Source organism: Pannonibacter phragmitetus, from assembly GCF_050510895.1.
GTDB lineage: Bacteria > Pseudomonadota > Alphaproteobacteria > Rhizobiales > Stappiaceae > Pannonibacter > Pannonibacter phragmitetus_B.
Genome location: NZ_JBNINT010000001.1, coordinates 693,916 through 711,315 on the forward strand (window position 1 = coordinate 693,916; position 17,400 = coordinate 711,315).

At 62.8% G+C, this 17,400-nt stretch carries 15 protein-coding genes and 2 pseudogenes; 8 read left to right on the plus strand and 9 right to left on the minus strand.

The features are described 5' to 3' along the window. Positions 1-77: 77 nt before the first annotated feature. Both ACQB61_RS03235 and ACQB61_RS03240 read right to left on the minus strand, forming a co-directional pair. Positions 78-1,109 carry an ABC transporter substrate-binding protein gene (locus ACQB61_RS03235; RefSeq protein ID WP_430511468.1) on the minus strand — a complete coding sequence of 344 codons (1,032 nt, stop codon included), beginning with the start codon at positions 1,107-1,109 and terminating at the stop codon, positions 78-80. Between the two features lie 163 nt (positions 1,110-1,272). Continuing rightward, positions 1,273-2,305: pseudogene (locus tag ACQB61_RS03240) on the minus strand (ABC transporter substrate-binding protein). Between the two features lie 216 nt (positions 2,306-2,521). Here ACQB61_RS03240 and ACQB61_RS03245 point away from each other — a divergent pair. Then, positions 2,522-3,301 carry a response regulator transcription factor gene (locus tag ACQB61_RS03245; RefSeq protein ID WP_430511469.1) on the plus strand — a complete coding sequence of 260 codons (780 nt, stop codon included), beginning with the start codon at positions 2,522-2,524 and terminating at the stop codon, positions 3,299-3,301. Further along, positions 3,298-5,412 (plus strand): ATP-binding protein, encoded by a 2,115-nt coding sequence (locus ACQB61_RS03250; protein WP_430511470.1) that lies wholly within the window; start codon positions 3,298-3,300, stop codon positions 5,410-5,412. The genes ACQB61_RS03245 and ACQB61_RS03250 overlap by 4 nt, the downstream gene beginning before the upstream one ends. A gap of 97 nt (positions 5,413-5,509) precedes the next feature. Here ACQB61_RS03250 and ACQB61_RS03255 read toward each other — a convergent pair whose 3' ends face one another. Next, the gene (locus tag ACQB61_RS03255; protein WP_430511471.1) at positions 5,510-6,382 is read right to left on the minus strand and encodes a LysR family transcriptional regulator; all 873 of its coding nucleotides are present in this window, start codon (positions 6,380-6,382) and stop codon (positions 5,510-5,512) included. A 102-nt stretch (positions 6,383-6,484) separates the two neighbouring features. Between ACQB61_RS03255 and ACQB61_RS03260 the strand changes: the two genes are divergently transcribed. Genes ACQB61_RS03260 through ACQB61_RS03270 form a run of 3 tightly spaced genes read left to right on the plus strand, consistent with a single transcriptional unit; the run spans position 6,485 to position 9,246 of the window. Next, complete coding sequence (locus ACQB61_RS03260) at positions 6,485-7,660, plus strand: cytochrome P450 (protein ID WP_430511472.1); 1,176 nt, start codon at positions 6,485-6,487, stop codon at positions 7,658-7,660. 48 nt (positions 7,661-7,708) lie between these two features. Then, positions 7,709-8,032: a 2Fe-2S iron-sulfur cluster-binding protein gene (locus tag ACQB61_RS03265; RefSeq protein WP_334250962.1), complete on the plus strand. Its 324-nt coding sequence runs from the start codon at positions 7,709-7,711 to the stop codon at positions 8,030-8,032. Between the two features lie 20 nt (positions 8,033-8,052). Further along, a complete protein-coding gene (locus ACQB61_RS03270; protein WP_430511473.1) occupies positions 8,053-9,246 on the plus strand; it encodes an NAD(P)/FAD-dependent oxidoreductase in 1,194 nt (397 codons plus the stop codon). A 105-nt stretch (positions 9,247-9,351) separates the two neighbouring features. Here ACQB61_RS03270 and ACQB61_RS03275 read toward each other — a convergent pair whose 3' ends face one another. The 6 genes and pseudogenes from ACQB61_RS03275 to ACQB61_RS03300 form a co-directional block, all read right to left on the minus strand. Beyond that, positions 9,352-10,002 carry a hypothetical protein gene (locus tag ACQB61_RS03275; RefSeq protein ID WP_430514274.1) on the minus strand — a complete coding sequence of 217 codons (651 nt, stop codon included), beginning with the start codon at positions 10,000-10,002 and terminating at the stop codon, positions 9,352-9,354. After that, positions 9,978-10,706, minus strand: a pseudogene (locus ACQB61_RS03280) (MmgE/PrpD family protein); the annotation flags it as partial. The gene ACQB61_RS03275 and the pseudogene ACQB61_RS03280, both read right to left, overlap by 25 nt. Continuing rightward, on the minus strand, positions 10,693-11,892 hold the full coding sequence (locus ACQB61_RS03285; protein WP_430511474.1) for a M20 aminoacylase family protein: 1,200 nt from the start codon (positions 11,890-11,892) through the stop codon (positions 10,693-10,695). The gene ACQB61_RS03285 and the pseudogene ACQB61_RS03280, both read right to left, overlap by 14 nt. Then, positions 11,889-12,428 (minus strand): TRAP transporter small permease, encoded by a 540-nt coding sequence (locus ACQB61_RS03290; protein WP_430511475.1) that lies wholly within the window; start codon positions 12,426-12,428, stop codon positions 11,889-11,891. The genes ACQB61_RS03285 and ACQB61_RS03290 overlap by 4 nt, the downstream gene beginning before the upstream one ends. A gap of 28 nt (positions 12,429-12,456) precedes the next feature. Beyond that, positions 12,457-13,428, minus strand: a complete 972-nt coding sequence (locus ACQB61_RS03295; protein ID WP_430511476.1) for a TRAP transporter substrate-binding protein — start codon at positions 13,426-13,428, stop codon at positions 12,457-12,459. A 26-nt stretch (positions 13,429-13,454) separates the two neighbouring features. Next, entirely contained in the window at positions 13,455-14,738 is a 1,284-nt protein-coding gene (locus ACQB61_RS03300; RefSeq protein WP_430511477.1) for a TRAP transporter large permease, read from the minus strand. Between the two features lie 276 nt (positions 14,739-15,014). Between ACQB61_RS03300 and ACQB61_RS03305 the strand changes: the two genes are divergently transcribed. The 3 genes from ACQB61_RS03305 (at position 15,015) to ACQB61_RS03315 (ending at position 17,333) form a co-directional block, all read left to right on the plus strand. Further along, entirely contained in the window at positions 15,015-15,338 is a 324-nt protein-coding gene (locus ACQB61_RS03305) for a LysR family transcriptional regulator (protein ID WP_430511478.1), read from the plus strand. Positions 15,339-15,358: 20 nt separating this feature from the next. Next, on the plus strand, positions 15,359-15,925 hold the full coding sequence (locus tag ACQB61_RS03310; protein WP_430511479.1) for a LysR family transcriptional regulator substrate-binding protein: 567 nt from the start codon (positions 15,359-15,361) through the stop codon (positions 15,923-15,925). 220 nt (positions 15,926-16,145) lie between these two features. Next, a complete protein-coding gene (locus ACQB61_RS03315; RefSeq protein ID WP_430511480.1) occupies positions 16,146-17,333 on the plus strand; it encodes an efflux RND transporter periplasmic adaptor subunit in 1,188 nt (395 codons plus the stop codon). Positions 17,334-17,400: the final 67 nt, after the last annotated feature.

The following is a 17,400-nucleotide window of genomic DNA, read 5'->3' on the forward strand; positions in this document are numbered from 1 at the left end:
TTGTTTAAGCGGGAAGGAATGCCGTATGCAGCACCCGGGACGTAAAACCCGGGTGCTGCAGGCTTAAAGGCCGGATGTCACTGCGCGATGGCGCCGACTTCCTGGTCCCAGCGCTCCAGCAGGGCCTTGCGGGTTTCGCTGCTGCCGAACTTGCCGAAGTCGTAGTCGATCAGCTTGATCTGCTCGAAGCGGGGAGCTTCCTCGGGGATCTCGGCGCTCTTGTTGGACGGCAGCTGGAAGGACTTTGCGTCCTTCATGCGCGACTGGACTTCCGGCTTCAGGGCCCAGTCGTACCAGATCTTCGCGTTCTCCATGTTCTTCGCGCCCTTGACGATGGACATGGAGCCGATCTCGTAACCGGTGCCTTCGCAGGGGGCGACGACCTTGACGGGGAAACCTTCCGCGACCATCGACACGGCGTCATGCATGAAGACGATGCCGAGGCCTGTTTCGCCGCGTGCAGCCGCCTTCACCGGGGCCGACCCGGATTTGGTGTATTGGGAGATGTTGGCATTGAGGCTCTTCAGGTAGTCGAAAGCCCGGTCCTCGCCCATGATCTGCACCAGCGTCGCCAGCGCGGTATAGGCTGTGCCGGAGGAGTTCGGGTTGGCCATCTGGATCTCGCCCTTCAGCTCGGGAGCAAGCAGCGACGACCAGCAGGTGGGTTCGGCAAGGCCCTTCTTGGCGAAGATCTCGGTGTTGTAGCCCCAGCCAAGCGCACCGGCATAAACGCCCACCGTGCGGTAGCCGGAGCTTTGCGCCTGGTTTTGCGCCCAGGTGTGAAGCTGATCCAGCATTGGCGACTTGTATTCCTCCGTAAGCCCGTCAGCGGCGGCCTGAAGATGCGGGTCGCCGGTGCCTGCCCACCAGATGTCCGTCTTGGGATTGCGGGCTTCTGCGCGGATCTTGGCATAGGTCTCGCCCGACGAGAGGCGCACCATATTGACCTTGATGTCGTGGTCCTTTTCGAAATCGCCCTTCATCTGCTCGCAGATCACCACGTCGGCGGAGCAGATGAGGTTGAGGTCGCCAGCGGCCTGCGCGGCGCCAGTGCCAAGGGCGGTGCCGGCGGCAAGGGCAAGCAGCGTGAATGCGGATGCAGTCTTCATGGGTCGTTCTCCTCCGTTATGGTCCGCCGTGATGAGGCGGTTGTGATGGTGCGGGCGGCGCAGGACATGGCTGTCCTGTGCGGCCCGCCTGTTGGCGGCCCGCCAGTCAGTTGTCAGATCCTTGAGACTGGCCGGTGCGGGACCGGTTTTGTGCGACGAAGGCCTACTGTGTTGGCGGCACTTCGCGCGCGAAGCGTTTGAGCAGGCGGCTTCGCTCTGCCGGTGAACCGAAGGTGGCAAAGTCGTAATCGACCATACGCATGAGCGAGATATCCGGCGCGGCTGCCGGGAGAGCGGCCTTTGCGTTTGCGGGGATCTGGTTCTGGCCCGCCTGTGCGCCGGTCGCCTGCCCCTCGGGGCTGAGGGTGAAATCGGCGAAGGCGCGGGCCAGCTCAGGATTGCGGGAGCCCTTGATGAGGCTGACAGCGCCGATCTCGTAGCCCGTGCCTTCGCAGGGAACCACGATGACCAGCGGGGAGCCCGCCAGCTTCTGGGTGACGGCATCATGGATGAAGGAGATGCCGATCAGCGTATCCCCCGCGCAGCGGCCTTGACAGGTGCCGCGCCGGATTTCGTGTAGCTGGAGACATTGGCGCCAAGCCGGGCGAGATAGGCAAAGGCCTCGTCCTCGCCGAAAAGCTGCACCAGCGTTGCCAGCGCGGTATAGGCAGTGCCGGAGGTTTCCGGATTGCCTGCCAGGATGTCCCCCGGTAGGCCGGGTCGGTCAGATCATTCCAGCAGGAAGGGGCAGGCAGGCGGCGCTGCGCCAGAAGATCCTTGTTGTAGGCAAAGCCAAGAGCGCCCGCATAAACGCCCGAACTGAGATTGCCCGACATGGCATGAAAATTCTGCGCCCACGGCAGCAGGTCTTTTTCATGGGGAGAGGTATAGGCCTCCAGCAGGTCTTCGGCGGCGGCTTGAAGATGAGTGTCGCCCGTACCGCCCCACCACACATCGACAGTGGGCGCCGCGCGGTCCTTGCGGATGGCATCAAGGATTTCGCCCGTGCTGAGCCGGGTCATGCTGATCTCAAGGCCGGAGTGGCGCTCGAACGCCGCTTCCATGGCGGTGCACCAGTCCTCATCCACACCGCACAGCACGTTGAGCGTGCCGGGCGCAGGGCCGGTCTCTTCTGCCAATGCGGTGCCGCACAGCCATAGGCCGAGCGCAGCCGCCAGAGCGGTTGCTGCCTTCACCTTGTTCCTCCCCGCCAGACATCCTCCATGTCCGGACAGGAGAAGCATGCGCAGGAAACCAGGGGCGTGCAATCGAAGAATGGTTTCAGTTGTTGCAGTGTCCCGGTAAAGTTGTTTCAGTTGCTGCAAAGATTACAAATATTACAAATCACCACTTCAACAGATGCTTTGAATACCGGACTGCAGCTCCTATAGTGCAGGCGGGAGGACTGCAAATTGCTGGCACAGAAGGTGAGGATTCTGGTCGTCGAAGACGATCCGGACATGGCCGAGCTGATCTGCGATCTGCTCGAAGCGGAAGGTTGGGAGCCCGCTCATGCGGCTTCTGCCGAGGAGGCGGCGGAGGTGCTGGGGCGGGGGCCGGTGCATGTGGTGCTTGTGGATCACAATCTGCCTGGCACCTCGGGCCGGGCCTTTGCGCAACGGCTCAGGGCCGGCACTGCGGATCTCGGCATCATCATGGTGACAGCGGCGGGCAGTGCGGCGGAGCGGGTTCTGGGGCTTGAAACGGCGGCTGACGACTATGTGGTGAAGCCGTTCGAGCCCATTGAACTGACAGCCCGCATCAAGGCATTGCTGCGGCGCATGAACCCTTCCCAGCGCAGCGGGGAGGCTGCGGAGCGCCCGGGTGGAAGCAACAGGGAAACGGGCAGGGCATCCTCCATGGATGGCTCGGCCCTCATTCTGGGCGACTGGTCCATTGACCTGCAAAACCGCCGTGCCGTCTGCCGCAGCGATCCGGGCCGGACGCTGACGGCGGCGGAGTTCGCCCTGCTGGAAATTCTGGCTTCGACCCCAGGGGCGCCCGTCAGCCGCGCCCGTATACTGGATCAACTTGGTGCAGAAACGGACCGGCATATCGACCGGAACGTGGATGTGCTGGTGCTGCGCCTTCGGCGCAAGATCGAGCCCAATCCCGACCTGCCGCGCCATGTGCTGACCCGGCGCGGCAAGGGGTACATCCTGCAACTTGGCGCGGGCGGGCCACACACGTGATTGCCCGCGTTCTGAGCCGTCCATACCTCTCTTCCATCGCCTTCCGGCTGCCCTTTGCCATCGTCTTTATCTGCGCACTGGTCTTCGGCCTGTCGGGTGTTGCGATTTTCGGGCTGGTGCGGGCACGTGATGAAATGGCGGCCTACCGGCTGGATGCCTATACGAGCCTTGCCAAGGCGTCGCTGGTGTCGCGGCAGGTGTCGGATCTTGTCTCCAGCGCACCTCTCCTGATGAATGCCACGTCGCCCTACCGGGTTTCCAGCAAGAGCCGGGCGCTGGTGGAGCAGGTGGATACACTGCTGGCTGCCATGGCCAGCCAGCCGTCCGGTGGTCCGGTGACAGGGCCGGAAGAGCAGCGGATCGTGGATTTGCTGCAAGCCATCCGCGAGCAGACGCTGGTTCTGGCGGCCAATGCTGATGCGGCGCAACAGCACAAGGAAAGGGCCGCCGCTGCGCTGGGCGAAATTGCCGTAGCCGGTGACGTGGCCAATGCGGGGGTGCGGCGGCGGCTCAATGCCATCGTTCAATTGGCGGCAGGGTCTGACAGCTTGTTCCAGCTTGGCGAACTGAAGCGCCGTTATGTGCAGGAGACGGCTGGCTCTGCCGAAGTGCCCGGCCCGCCGCCTGTTTCGCCTGCGCTTCTGGCGCCCTATGACCTCGTGTTTGAGGCGCAGACGCGGTATCTCCTCGAGATGTATGCGATCCGCTCGTCAGTTTCCCGGCTGCATGCGGTGGCGCGGGAGCTGTCGCTGGCATCCGAAACCCAGTCGGACGCGGTGACACGAAGTCTCAACGAGAACATTCTGGCGGCTTCCGGGGCGCTGACGCGGCTGCTTGTCATGGTGGCGCTGGCGGCCGTGCTGGTGCTGGGGCTTGCCATCCTGTCCATCCGTTCCGCCATGCGGGTGTCACGCGGGATCGTGGACTTGTCGCAGGGCATGCAGGCGCTGGCCAAGGGGCAGAAGGATGTGGGGCCTCCCTCCTATGCAGGCGGGGAAAGCGAGCTGTTGCAGCTTCTCGATGCCTTCCGCGCCTTCCGCGACAGCGTGGAACGGGTGACGCGGCTGCGCAAGACCGCGGAAGCGGCGGCGCGCACAATCCGCTCCACCTTCCGCAGCATGAATGAAGGGATCGCCCTGTTTGATCCGCAAGGTCTGCCCATCACCATGAACCGCCGCGTGATCGAACTGCTGGGCCACAAGGGCGCCGCGCGCAAACTGGCGGCGCGGCGCTTCGTCGGACCGGTTGCGGGCCTTGATCCGCGCCTTCTGCCGGGCGATGGCGAGCCGGGGCTGCTGGCGGGGCCTGTTTCCTTGCGCCACCGGGGAGGTGCAGGCCGTGTGACGGAAATCTCCCTCTCCCGGCAGGCCGATGGCGGCATTGTGCTGCTGGCACGGGATGTGACGCAGACGGACAGGCAGGAGGCGGAAGCGGCACGGGCGCAGCGTCTCGACGGCATCATGCGCATGACCCATCAGGTCAGCCATGAGGTGGGCAACATGATCGGCATCATCACCGGCAGCCTTGGCCTGCTGGAGCGTGATGACGGGTTCACCGAGCGCCAGCGCCGCCATCTCGCCCGCATCCGTAAAGCGGCTGACCGGGGGCGGGCGCTCGCCTCCAGCATGCTGTCGGTCGGAAGTCAGCAGCCAATTACCCCGGCGAGTGTTGATGTCGGGGCGCTGCTGCGCAGCATGGCTGATGTGCTGGAAATCGCGGTTGGTGAGAGCTGCAAGGTGGAGATCCGTTGCGACGAGCCCTTGCCAAGGATTGAGACCGATGCCGCCCTCTTCGAGCAGTCGGTGCTGAACCTCTGCCTCAACGCGGCTGCGGCCATGCCGCAAGGCGGAAGCATTGTTCTGGCCTGCCGGGAAGAGGCAGGCATGCTGGTGCTAGAGGTGAAGGACAGCGGCACGGGCATGACGCCCGATGTGGCTGACAAGGCCTTCGAGCCCTATTTCACCACACGCCCCGGCAGCGGCGGTGCCGGGCTGGGCCTTGCGCTCGTCTACGGCTTCATGCGCCAGTCGGGCGGCGACGCCCGCATTCTCTCCGCGCCCGGTGAGGGAACGGTGGTGACGCTGGTGTTCCCTGTGCCTGCCGGGCTCTGACGCTCATGGACGCCCCACTGTCCGGCTGACGGATTGGGCGATGACCTCCCGGATCTGGCGGTGGAGGGGGACTTGTGCACTCTCTCGGTCCAGACCATCAGCACGTCGAAGGGGCTGGAACCGGGCAGGGAGTGATGTGCAGCTCGTCCGAGAAATACTGCGCCAGAAGGCCGGGCATGGTGGCCACATAGCCTGTGGTGCGGATAAGGCGGGGCAGGCCGGCAGGGCTTGGCACCTCAAGACTGGGCTTCAGCCTGTGACCCATGGCCTCCAGAGCCCTCAGATAGCCGGACTTCCAAAGACCGCCATAGGTGGCTGCGACATGGTCCAGCGCCAGATAGTCCTCCAGCGTCAGCGCCTTGCCCGCCAGCGGGTGCTCCTTGTCCATGGCGCAGACATAATGTTCGTCGAACAGTTTGCGGCTGTAGAAGGCAGCATCGTTGCGGCGGAAGGGGCCAAGCAGCAGGTCTGCGTGTGAGCGCACGAGCTGGTCCGGACCAATGTCGGCGGAGGGGATGATCTCGATGCTGAAACCGGGGGCGGCCTTGCGCAGGTCCCGCACGATCTCGGGAATGATGATCATCCGCTCATAGTAGTTGCAGGCGATGACATAGCGCCCTTCGATGCGGGCAAGATCCAGTGGGTCCGGCTCGGCAAGGCGCAGGAAGTCATCCAGCATGGTGCGGGTGCTGGTGAGGATCTGCTCGCAGCGTGCGGTCGGCATCTGCTGTCCTTCGACCCTCAGAAACAGCGGATCGGCAAAGACCTTGCGCAGCTTGTCGATCGTGTAGCTGACGGCGGACTGGTTCAGCCCCAGCACTTCCGCCGCCCGGCTGAAGGAGCCTTGCGCATGCACCACATGCAGGGTGTTGAGCGCGGCAAAATCCACCCCCAGCGGCCCCGCCCGGCCTGTGCCCGGTTTGTTATCCGGCTTCTCCTCCTGCATGGCGCGCTCTCCCAATCGCTCCATCAAATTTCCCGATTTCAGGTATCAGGGAAACCGCATTGCCGCGTCAAGGCGCATGCGCTTTCGTGGGAGCACGGATTGCAGATCAAGGGAGGAGGACTGCACATGCCGCTCGCGCCACTCGACGAGACCACCACGATTGCCCAGCTGACGGACGACCCGTATCCGGTCTATCGCCGGATGCGAGCTGAAACGCCTGTCATCCGCGTTGCTTCGGTCAAGCGCACGTTCCTGACCAAGGCTGTTCACACCAAGGCGGTGAAGGACAATCCGGATCTGTTCAGCTCCGATGATCCCAACACGCCGATGAAGCCGGCCTTTCAGGCCCATACCCTGATGCGCAAGGACGGCGAGGAGCACCGGCGGGAGCGCATGGCCATGCAGCCGGCCTTTACGCCAAAGGTGATCCGCAGCAACTGGGCGGAGCTCTATCAGTCCATCGCAGAGGACTATGTCTCCCGCCTGCCGCGCGGTCAGACGGTGGATCTGTTTACAGACCTCTGCGGCCCGGTTGCTGCCCGTATTCTGGCGCATATCCTCGGTGTTGAGGAAGCGACCGACGAGGAAATGCAGCGCTGGTCGCAACTCCTCATTGACGGGGCGGGCAATTTTGGCTGGCGGCCGGAGCCCTTCGAGGCCAGCGACAAGGCCAATGCGGAGATGAACGCCCTGTTCGACAGGCTTCAGGCCCGCCACAAGGCCGAGCCCAACGCCTCGGCCTTTTCGATCATGCTGAATGCAGCGGACCCGATCCCCCTCAGCCAGATCTACGCCAACATCAAGATTGCCATTGGCGGTGGCATCAACGAGCCGCGTGATGCGCTGGCGACCATCATCTATGGCCTGCTGACCAACCCGGATCAGCTGGCGGAAGTGCGCCGCCAGGAAGCCTGGGAGCAGGCCTTTGAGGAAGGCGTGCGCTGGGTGGCACCGATCCAGGCCTCGTCCCGCCGGGTGCTTGAGGACACGGAGATCGGTGGCTTCGAGATTCCCAAGGGCGACACGGTGATGACCATTCAGGCCTCCGCCAACCGGGATGAGGAGATCTATGAGAACGGCGAAGAGTTCTTCGTCTTCCGGGACAAGAACCCGCATCAGGCTTTCGGCAGCGGCCCGCACCATTGCGCCGGTGCCCATATCGCCCGCCGCACGGTCGGTCAGATCATGCTGCCGCTGCTGTTTGACCGGTTCCCGAACATGGAATTGCCGGACCCGTCTGCGGTGAAGTGGAAAGGCTTCGGCTTCCGCGGGCCCATCAATCTGCCGGTGACGCTGAACTAGGCTGGCGGTTTCAAGTTTCGCAAGGTCTCGAATGGAGGAGGGAGAGACATGGTGAAGGTGACCTACGTGCACCACGATGGCACGCGCACCGAGGTGGACGGCAAGGAGGGCGACACCGTGATGCACACGGCGGTGGCCCATGATGTGGAGGGCATTGTCGGCGAATGCGGCGGTGCCATGATGTGCGCCACCTGCCATTGCTACGTGGACGATGAGTGGCTGGACGCCGCCGGAGAGCGGCGCGACGGCGAGGAAGACATGCTGGACTGCGGCGCCGCCGAGGTGAAGCCGAGCTCGCGCCTGTCTTGCCAGATCCGGCTCAGTCCGGCGCTGGATGGCCTCGTCGTGCATCTGCCTGAAGAGCAGATGTGAGCTGGATAAGGGGGCAGACCATGCAGCGGATCGTCATCATCGGGGCCGGACAGGGCGGCCTGCAGGCGGCCATGAGCCTTCGGCAGGAAGGGTTTGCCGGCGCGATCACGCTGATCGGCGCCGAGCCGGGCTTGCCCTACCAGCGCCCGCCTCTGTCCAAGGCCTATCTGAAGGATGGTGACGGCTCGCGGCTGGAACTGCGCCCGGAAGCATTCTTCGAAAAGAATGAGGTTACGCTCGTTTCCGGCGTCCGGGCGGAACGGATCGACCGAGAAGGCCGTGAGGTGCATGCGGGCGGCACGATCTATTCTTACGACCATCTGATCCTCGCCACCGGCACCCGCAACCTGCGCCCGCCCATTCCCGGACTTGAGCGTGCGCTGGATCTGCGCACGCTGGAAGATGCGGCAAGGCTGCGCGGCGAGCTGGAACGGCCCCGTCGCATTGCCATCATTGGCGGAGGCTTCATCGGGCTGGAGTTTGCTGCTGTTGCACGCGCTGCCGGGCATGACGTGACTGTGGCGGAAGCCGCCCCGCGTCTTATGGCGCGTGTGTTGTCGCCGGAGCTTTCGGCCCGGTTTCTCTCCCTGCACGAAGGCATGGGCACCCGCATTCTGCTGGGCCAGCCGGTGAGTGCGGTGACGGATGAAGGCGTTACGCTTGCGGATGGCTCGCGCATCGCGGCGGATCTTATGCTGCTGGCGGCAGGTGTCGTGCCGAATACTGAGCTTGCGGCAGAGGCGGGGCTTGAGATAGCGAACGGCATCGCGGTGGATGGCCAGCTTCTGACTTCCGATCCTTCCATCTCCGCGCTGGGGGATTGTGCGTCCTTCCCTGATCCGGTGACGGGGGCGCGTATTCGCCTTGAGAGCGTGCAGGCGGCCACCGATCACGCCCGCCACATTGCCCGGCGTCTCGTGAAGGGCGCAGGGCCAGCCTATACTGCCGTGCCGTGGTTCTGGTCGGATCAGGCAGACTGGAAGCTGCAGATCGCAGGCCTTGCCGGGCCGGGTGATGAAAGTCTGGCTCTCGGGCCTGATGCCGTTCTGCGCCTGCGCGGCGGGGTGCTTTCGGCGGTCGAGACGGTCAATGATGCCAAAACCCACATGCAGGCCCGCAAGCTGCTGGCAGGGGCGAACCCGCCCTCCCGGGCAGAACTGGAAGCCTGTGGCTTCGATCTGGCTGCCCTGGCGAAGGAGCGGACAGCCGCCTGACCTTATACCAGCTCTCGATGAGCCTGGCTCATCGAGAGCTGGTTAAGTCTTTGCAGCGATTCAGCAATTTCAAGGCGTGATGCGTCAGTATCGAAAGCCCTGGTATTATGAGCCTGATGCTTCCGGAGAAAGCAGGGCTCCTGCGTCGTCCGAACCGGCAAGCCCTGCGATCCGGGTGAACAGGCCTGCTGCATCCTGTCTGCCGCTGTAAGCGAGGCAGTCGCGGACTTTGGCATCCATCTGCACGGAAGACAGGGGCAAGTCTCCTGCACCGCAGAGCTGGTCGCGGATCATGCTGATGGTCTTGCCGGAGGTGAGGCTGACCTCGATCCGGTAGGGGGCATGCACGCCTGCATTGCCCGGATCAAACGGCATGCGGCGGACCTTCTGCATCAGGGCCGAATAGGGAGCGGTGGTAAAGCCTTTGCCGGAAAAATGGCGCAGGGTCAGCTCTCCGTCTGTCAGCAGGGCGGCCATGGGATAGCTGAGGCTGAAGCGGCCCTCGGCACCGGTAACGGGGGCATCAAAGCGCAGATTGCGGGCAAGAAGCTCCGGCAAGTGCACGTCAATCTGCGCAATATGATCGGGTGCGATCCCTTGCTGATGGAGGATCTCCGCCGCATCAAGCGCCTTGTGGGAGGCTGCGCAGCAGGGAAGCGCTTGACCATCAGGCCATCGGCGGCGAGCGCCCAGCGGCTGCCCAGATTGCCGAGGTTCATGGACGCAGTGCCGCCGTAGAGGCTGACGAAGCCCCAGGGGCCGGTCATGAACTCCGGCTGCGCGCCAAGCCCGGCTTCCGCCAGCAGCGCGGAAAGCACTGCGGCTCTGGCGGCAAGACCCGCGTGCAGCGGCTTGGCATCGCTGCCGAATTGCAGTTTGGAGCCTGCGGCCTGACTGAAGCCGAGGCTCATGGCGCGGGCGATGCCGTCCGCATCCAGTCCCAGCAACCATGCGGCCGCGCCTGCCGTGCCAATGGTGCCAACGGTTGAGGTGGCGTGCCAGCCTTTGCCGTAGTGGTCCGGGTTGACGGCAGAGGAAATGCGGGCGTGGAGTTCCAGCCCTATAGCATAGGCACCCAGCAGCCTTGCCCCACTGATTGCCCGGGTGGCGCAAAGGGCAGAAAGGGCAGGGACCAATACGGCGCTGGCATGGGTGATGCCGGGGGCGAAGTTGTCGTCATAGTCCAGCGCATGGGCGGCGGTGGCATTGACCAGTGCAGCGCCTGCCGGGCTCAGTGTCATTTGATGCCCGTAAACGGGCGCCGGGCCAGGTCCTTCGGCGGCGCGGGCGGCTGAAAGGACCGCCACAACGGCGGCATCATCGCATCCTGCGTGAATACAGGCGAGCGTATCGGCGAAGGACCCTGCTGCCTGAGGCATCAGGCCGCTCATATCCGCAGGCGTGACACCTGCGGCCCAGCGGCTGAGCACCATTACCGGTTCGTTTTCAGTCTGCTGCATCACCCAGTTCCAGCGCCACGATGTTCATCCAGTAGGCGACCCCGTAGGGGATCAGCGCGTCGTTGAAATCATAGCCCGGCGTGTGGACGAAATGGGAGTTTTCCCCTTCGCCATTGCCGATCATGACATAGGCGCCCGGCACCTTCTCCAGCATGAAGGAAAAGTCCTCGCTGCCGCCAAGCGGTGCACAGTCTGCGTCCACATTCTCTGCGCCGGAGGTGGCCGCTGCGGCGCGTACGGCAAGCTCCGTCTGGGCGGGAGCATTGACCAGCGGCGGATAGCGGCGGGTGTAGATCAGATGCGCTTCGACGCCCTGTGCCGCTGCGCAGCCCGAGGCCAGTTCTCCCAGACGGCGCTCCAGTGTGTCGCGGACTTCAGGGATATAGCTGCGCGCGGTTCCCCGGACGATGACGCGCGACGGGATGATGTTGGGGCTGTTGTAGTCGCCCGCATGGATATGCCCGACGCTGATGACTGCCCGCTCGTTGGAGGGAACATTGCGCGAGATGATGCTGGAAAGACCGGAGATGAAATGACCGGCGGCAACTGTGGCATCGGTTGCCATGTGCGGCATCGCGCCATGGCCGCCCGTGCCCTTGAAGATCACTTCCCAGGTGTCGCCAGCTGCCATCAGGGTTCCCGGACGGGTTTCCACCTTGCCCAGTGGAGACTTGGGGGCATTGTGAACGCCGTAGACGGCATCGCAGGGGAACAGGTCGAACAGGCCATCCTCGATCATCACCCTGCCTCCGCCAAGGCCTTCCTCAGCGGGTTGGAAGATGAAATGCACCGTGCCGGCAAAGTCCGGATCAGCGGCCAGTTTCTCGGCAGCACCCAGAAGCATGGTTGTGTGCCCATCATGGCCGCAGGCATGCATCTTGCCGTCAATCTTCGAGGCATATGGCAGGCCGGTCGTCTCGTGGATGAACAGCGCGTCCATGTCGGCCCTGAGGCCGATGCGCCGCTGGCCGGGGCGCTTGCCCTGCAAGGTGCCAACGACGCCCGTTTTGCCAAGACCCCGGTGAATGGTCAGGCCAAGCGCTGTCAGCGCTTCGGCGACGAGATTGCTGGTGCGCACTTCCTCGAAAGCCGTTTCCGGATGCTGATGGATATCGCGGCGGATGCCGGTGAGCTTGTCGATAAGGCGTGTGTCGGCGGCAAGCGCCCCAGCGGTGATGAATTTCATGACTGTGCCTGATGGTCTGCGGGGTGCGGCCGGGTCAATTCTTCTGCCATGCGGGCAAGGCCATGGATGAAGATGACGACGATGAAGAGCGGCACCGAAACGGTGATGAAAATGGAGGGAAGCGGGAAGGTTTCTGCCGTTGTCTGCAAGCTGCGGGACAGGAAGGAACGTGTGGTCGACATGCCTGGCCCGAAGAAGCTGAACCACAATACGGGGGCAAGAAAGATGAACACGCTCAGCGCCCGCACGGCACCTGCCGCCAGCTGCAGAGCCTGCGGAAAATGTGCAGGGACCTTCATCAACGTGGGATCGAACTTTGCCTTGAAGGCGACGGTCGCCCCCAGAAGGCCGACCCAGACCATGGCGTAGCGCGCAGCTTCTTCAGTCCATGCAGGCGGAGAAGAAAAGCCGTAACGGGCGACCACCTGCAGGCAAATGGCCGCCACCATGATCAGCAGGAACAGTACCGCTGTCCCCCGCATGATCCGGTCCAGCCCATGGCTGATCCGGCCAAGGATGTTCGCAATGTGCTTCATGCCTCATGCTCCATGCGGGGGCTGCGGGTTACTGCAAGTAAGGGGTGAGGACGTCGATGTAGTCCTGCGGTACGGTCTGGGCCCAGACGCCCTTGGTGGCTGCGATGAACTTCTCACGTTCGCCCGGCTCCAGCGGGGTGATCTGGATTCCGCCGTCGGCGATCACCTTCTCGAAGTAGGCGGCCTGTTCCTTCGCCCAGGCGCGGTTTGCAGCAATGCCCTTGCGTGCCGCTTCGTCCACATAGCCGCGCGTTTCGTCATCAAGGGACTGGTACCAGTCGTCGGAGAACATGATCACCTTCGGCACAGGGCCTGCCTCAAGCGGGGTGTAGTACTTCAGCAGATCCACCTGGCCGGAAGCCACCACCGTGGATGGCGGGTTGATGTGGCCAACGGCAACACCCGTCTGAAGCGCCTGCGGGGTTTCTGCCCAGCTGACAACGGTGCCCTTGGCGCCCCAGGATTCAAAGAACTTGATCTGGTCGCCATTCTGGGCACGCAGGCGCATGTCCTTCACGTCTTCCAGCTTCGTCACCGGCTTCTGGGTGTTGAAGAGGCCCAGGGTGCCACCGCGCATGGCGTAGCCGGGAATACGGATACCAATGCTTGCCGCTTCCTCGTTCACCCGGTCCATGGCACCGGACTTTTCCATCACCGCGTCAAACTGGTCATCATCAGCCATGATGAAGAGCAGGAACAGGGTGCGGGAGAAGTCGGATGCCTTGAACAGCATGCTGACATTGCCGACGTTGACGTTGATGAGGCCTTGCGACACCTGATCGAGCCGGTCTTCTTCCTTGCCCATGGTGTTGGCCGGGTGCACGACGGTTTCGATGCCGTGCTCCTTGAGGCTTTCACTGAACGCGTGGATGAAGACGTATTCTGCGTCGTTCTTCAGGTCTTCCTGGCCGGCGAAGGCAATGACAACCGGATCTGCGGCAAGGGCGGTGCCGGCCATGAAGGCGCCTGCAAGGGTGCTGGCGATCAGTCTTTTCAGCATGTCTGTTCCTCTGTCTGGATTTCTTGTCAGTTGATGAGCCCGAGGTAACGGGGAAGGGCGAGGCTGATCGACGGAACGTAGATCAGCACGGCAAGCAGGAGCAGCTCGACCAGGAGGAAGGGCATCACGGCGCGCACGAGGCGCCAGTAGCCTATGTTCACCACGGTCGAGAGGATCAGCAGCACGCCGCCGAGCGGCGGTGTTAGCAATCCAACCGTCAGGTTGAAGCCAACGATGATGCCCATGTGCACAGGGTCAACGCCCATAGCGATGGCCGGCGGAATGAGCAGCGGCCCGAGCAGAGCGACGGCTGCCTTCACATCCATCACCATCCCGGCGAGCAGGAAGATGATGTTGAGCACCACGAGATAGCCCGTTGCAGTGAGGCCCATGTTGCCGATGGCCGCGCCCAGCTTTTGCGGCATCTGTTCGATGGAGGTCAGATAACCGAAGGTGGCGATGGCCACGAGGATGATGAACACCGCCCCGGAAAGCGTGATGGTCCGCACCAGCGACTCGATCACATCCTTCGGCGTCAGGCGCCGGTAGATGAGGCCGACGATAAAGGCGGCAACCACGGCAACGCCTGCGGCTTCGGCTGGAGTCATAATGCCGAACAGGATGCCGCTGAGGATGATGACGGGCAGCGTCAGCGCGGGAAGGGCGGCAAACAGCGAAGGGAAGAAGGCCGGAATAGCGGCGCCCCGGCCGCCCGGATGGTCATGCTTGTGGGCCAGATAGGCGTTGACCAGCATGAGTACCGCAGCCAGCAGCAGGCCCGGCACCACGCCGGCTGCGAACAGGGCCACAACGGACGTGCCCATGAGCGCGCCGTAGAAGATCAGGATGATCGATGGCGGAATGATCGGGCCGATGATCGAGGAAGCTGCCGTTACCGCAGCGGCGTAGTCTCGGGTGTAGCCTGCCTTCTCCATCTCCGGCACCAGCGTGTTGCCAAGCGCTGCCGCATCTGCCGTCGCCGAGCCGGATACGCCTGCAAAGAACACGGAGGTGAGAATGTTCACATGGCCAAGTCCGCCCTTGAAACGGCCGAGCATGGACATGGAGAAACGGATCAGTGCTTCGGTGACGCCGCCCCGGTTCATCAATTCGCCCGTCAGAATGAAAAGCGGCATGGCCAGGAACGCGAAGACGTCAAGCTGTCCCATAACCCGCTGTGGAAGGGCTGCGAGGTAGCGCGTTTCTCCCAGGGCGAAGAATCCGATGATCGTCGCGCTTCCGACGAAATAGGCAATGGCACTGCCCGCCATGAGCGAGATGATCAGGAAGAGAACGGGGACTAGCGGCATCGGGGACTCCTTGTCGTTCCAAGGGATCATTGCGGCCCCATCGTTTCAATACGAAATTTATTCTTGATCCATAGCTATGGGCTATGGCTTGCATTGAATTATAATGAATACTAGAGCTACTGAAGTGAGAAAGATGCAGTTGCGGCTGCGGTGAACGGATGCATTCCGTGCCAGCTGCCTGGTTGCACTTCGCATGTGCGAAATTTCTGGGCGGACTGCCTAAGAATAAGTCAGTGCATCTGTGCGCTGTTTTATCGGAAAAGCTGAGAGGAGGTCATGAAAGCGATCAATCTTCACAGACTGCAGATCTTCCGTACGGTCTATGAGCTTGCGGGCATTGGCGCTGCCGCTCGAAAACTGAACCTGTCGCAGCCAACGGTCAGCCGGCATCTTGCTGTTTTCGAGGATGAGTTGAAGGTTTCCCTGTTTTCGAACGTGGCGGGCCGCATCGAGCCCACCTGGGAGGCGCAGCGGCTTTATGCGGAAACCAACGGGCTTTTTGAGCGGGTTGCGATGCTGGAGCGCAGCGTTGAAGCGCTGCAGCGCGGTTCATCCGATTCCTGCGTATCATCGGCGCCAACACGCTGTGTATCTCGCTGATACCGGATGCTGTCGGCACCTTGCAGCAAAAGATGCCGGATCTGGCCATTTCTGTTGATGGCGGCGGGGCGGCTGCCCAGCTCATGGCCTTGCGCGGCGGAATGGCTGATATCACGGTTGGCGCGCCTGTCGCTGGCAGTCCGGATTTGCGGCAGGATCATGTTGGCCGGACTGCGCTGGTGGCGGTCATGCCGAAGTCCCACCCGCTTGCTGACCGCAAGATGGTTGATCTGCGCGCGTTCGACGGGTTTCCCTGTGTCATGCCCAACCCCAAGGCACCTATCGGCGGGCTCGTTCACAAGGCTTTCGAGGCCGCTGGTGCCGTGCCGTCCCGGGTTTTGTCGGCGATGTCGCCGTCCTTCGCCATCGGGCTTGTGGCCAGCACCGGCTGGTGCAGTGTGACGGACGAAATCACAGCCCATGACTTTGGTCGCGGACGGCTGGCGGTCATTCCTTTGGAAAAGCGCATCGAGATCGAACTCGTGACGCTCGAACTCTCCCGAAGTCCTTCGCGCAGGAGTGCTGGTGTGTTTAAGGACGCACTGGGGCGGGCTTTCAAGGCCTATGGTCAGCGCGCAGGGCACTGAAACGGGGTGAGTTCAGCGGATACAATTGGGTACAAATTTTCCGGGGCTTTTTTCCTGTGCCGTCAGTTTGACCTGAGTTGCTGCTAATTTCGGCTGGCAACCGGTCAAAAAATTTTGATGTTTCCCTGCGTAGTGTTCACTCTACATGTTCTCGTGACAGCAGGGCGATACCGGTTTTGGGCTTGGCGGCTGAACGGAAAATTTTGAACTGGAGTTTCATGTGTCGCTCTGGAGACAATCGCTTTTAAGTCTTGTCATCATCGTCGCTGGTTTTGGCCTGTGGGCAAGGTTCTATCCGGGCGCGGGCGAGATTCTGGCGCCTGCCGGACTGGGCTGGCTCGCCGCCGCCTCGACCGCACCTGGTGCAGGTGATGGTCAGAACCGTGGTCAAGGCAATGGCGGAGGGCGGGGCCCTCAGGGTGTGGTTGTCGTCTCTCCCGTGATCGAGCAGACGATCAATGACCGTCTTTCAGCCATCGGTTCAGGCCGCGCTGCGCGCTCTGTCGAGGTCCGGCCTTTTGACTCTGGCCGGATGACTGACATTCTGGTCGAGTCCGGAGCTTCCGTGAAGCGAGGCGAGATCATCGCCAAGCTCGACTCCGAAGCCGAGGAAATCGCGGCCGAGCGTGCCGAAATCGCCGTCAAGGATGCGGAAGCGCGCCTCAATCGGACGCGTCAGTTGCGCCAGTCCAATGCTGCCAGCGAAGTCCAGGTGACCGACGCGGAGCTTGCGGCCGACAATGCGCGCCTTGCCCTGCGCGAAGCACGCCTTGCCCTGTCTCGCCGTTCGGTTGAAAGCCCGATTGACGGAATCGTCGGAATTCTGCCGATTACAGCCGGAAACTATGTCACGTCATCCTCTGTGATTGCGACGGTAGAGGACCGGTCCGAAATCCTTGTCGATTTCTGGATCCCCGAGCGCTTTGCCGGAATTTCCGTCGGCGCGCCGCTGACGGCAGAGTCGGTTGCCCGCCCCGGTGAAGTCTATAGCGGTGAGGTGAGTGCCGTGGATAACCGGGTCGAAACCGAAAGCCGTACCCTTCAGGTGCAGGCGAGCATTCGCAACGTGGGGGACCGGCTGCGCCCCGGCATGTCCTTCCAGGTGGAAATGCGTTTCCCCGGCGACAAATATGCTGCGGTGAACCCGCTTGCGGTGCAGTGGGGGCCAGACGGAGCTTTCGTCTGGGCTGTTCGTGACGGCAAGGCGAAGCGTGAGCTCGTCCGGATCATTCAGCGAAACACCACCAGCGTGCTCGTTGAGGCCAATCTGAAGCCAGGTGATGAGGTCATCTCCGAGGGGCTGCATCTGGCCCGTGAGGGCGCGCAGTTGAACATCGCCGGACGTCAGGCGTCCAAACCGGCTACAGACACGGCTTCCAAGCCCGCAGCTGCCCCCAGCGGTTCCTGAGAGCCCGGGCGGCTGGTGTGTCCGGCTGCCCTTGAATGCCGCAGTGCCTTCCTGACTCTGTTCGTGA

What these genes read in the sequence shown, in the direction of transcription:
- ACQB61_RS03235 (WP_430511468.1), bottom strand. Translation starts at nt 1,109, where the DNA reads ATGAAGACTGCATCCGCATTCACGCTGCTTGCCCTTGCCGCCGGCACC.
- ACQB61_RS03255 (WP_430511471.1), bottom strand. Translation starts at nt 6,382, where the DNA reads ATGGAGCGATTGGGAGAGCGCGCCATGCAGGAGGAGAAGCCGGATAAC.
- ACQB61_RS03260 (WP_430511472.1), top strand. Translation starts at nt 6,485, where the DNA reads ATGCCGCTCGCGCCACTCGACGAGACCACCACGATTGCCCAGCTGACG.
- ACQB61_RS03265 (WP_334250962.1), top strand. Translation starts at nt 7,709, where the DNA reads ATGGTGAAGGTGACCTACGTGCACCACGATGGCACGCGCACCGAGGTG.
- ACQB61_RS03270 (WP_430511473.1), top strand. Translation starts at nt 8,053, where the DNA reads ATGCAGCGGATCGTCATCATCGGGGCCGGACAGGGCGGCCTGCAGGCG.
- ACQB61_RS03285 (WP_430511474.1), bottom strand. Translation starts at nt 11,892, where the DNA reads ATGAAATTCATCACCGCTGGGGCGCTTGCCGCCGACACACGCCTTATC.
- ACQB61_RS03290 (WP_430511475.1), bottom strand. Translation starts at nt 12,428, where the DNA reads ATGAAGCACATTGCGAACATCCTTGGCCGGATCAGCCATGGGCTGGAC.
- ACQB61_RS03295 (WP_430511476.1), bottom strand. Translation starts at nt 13,428, where the DNA reads ATGCTGAAAAGACTGATCGCCAGCACCCTTGCAGGCGCCTTCATGGCC.
- ACQB61_RS03300 (WP_430511477.1), bottom strand. Translation starts at nt 14,738, where the DNA reads ATGCCGCTAGTCCCCGTTCTCTTCCTGATCATCTCGCTCATGGCGGGC.
- ACQB61_RS03305 (WP_430511478.1), top strand. Translation starts at nt 15,015, where the DNA reads ATGAAAGCGATCAATCTTCACAGACTGCAGATCTTCCGTACGGTCTAT.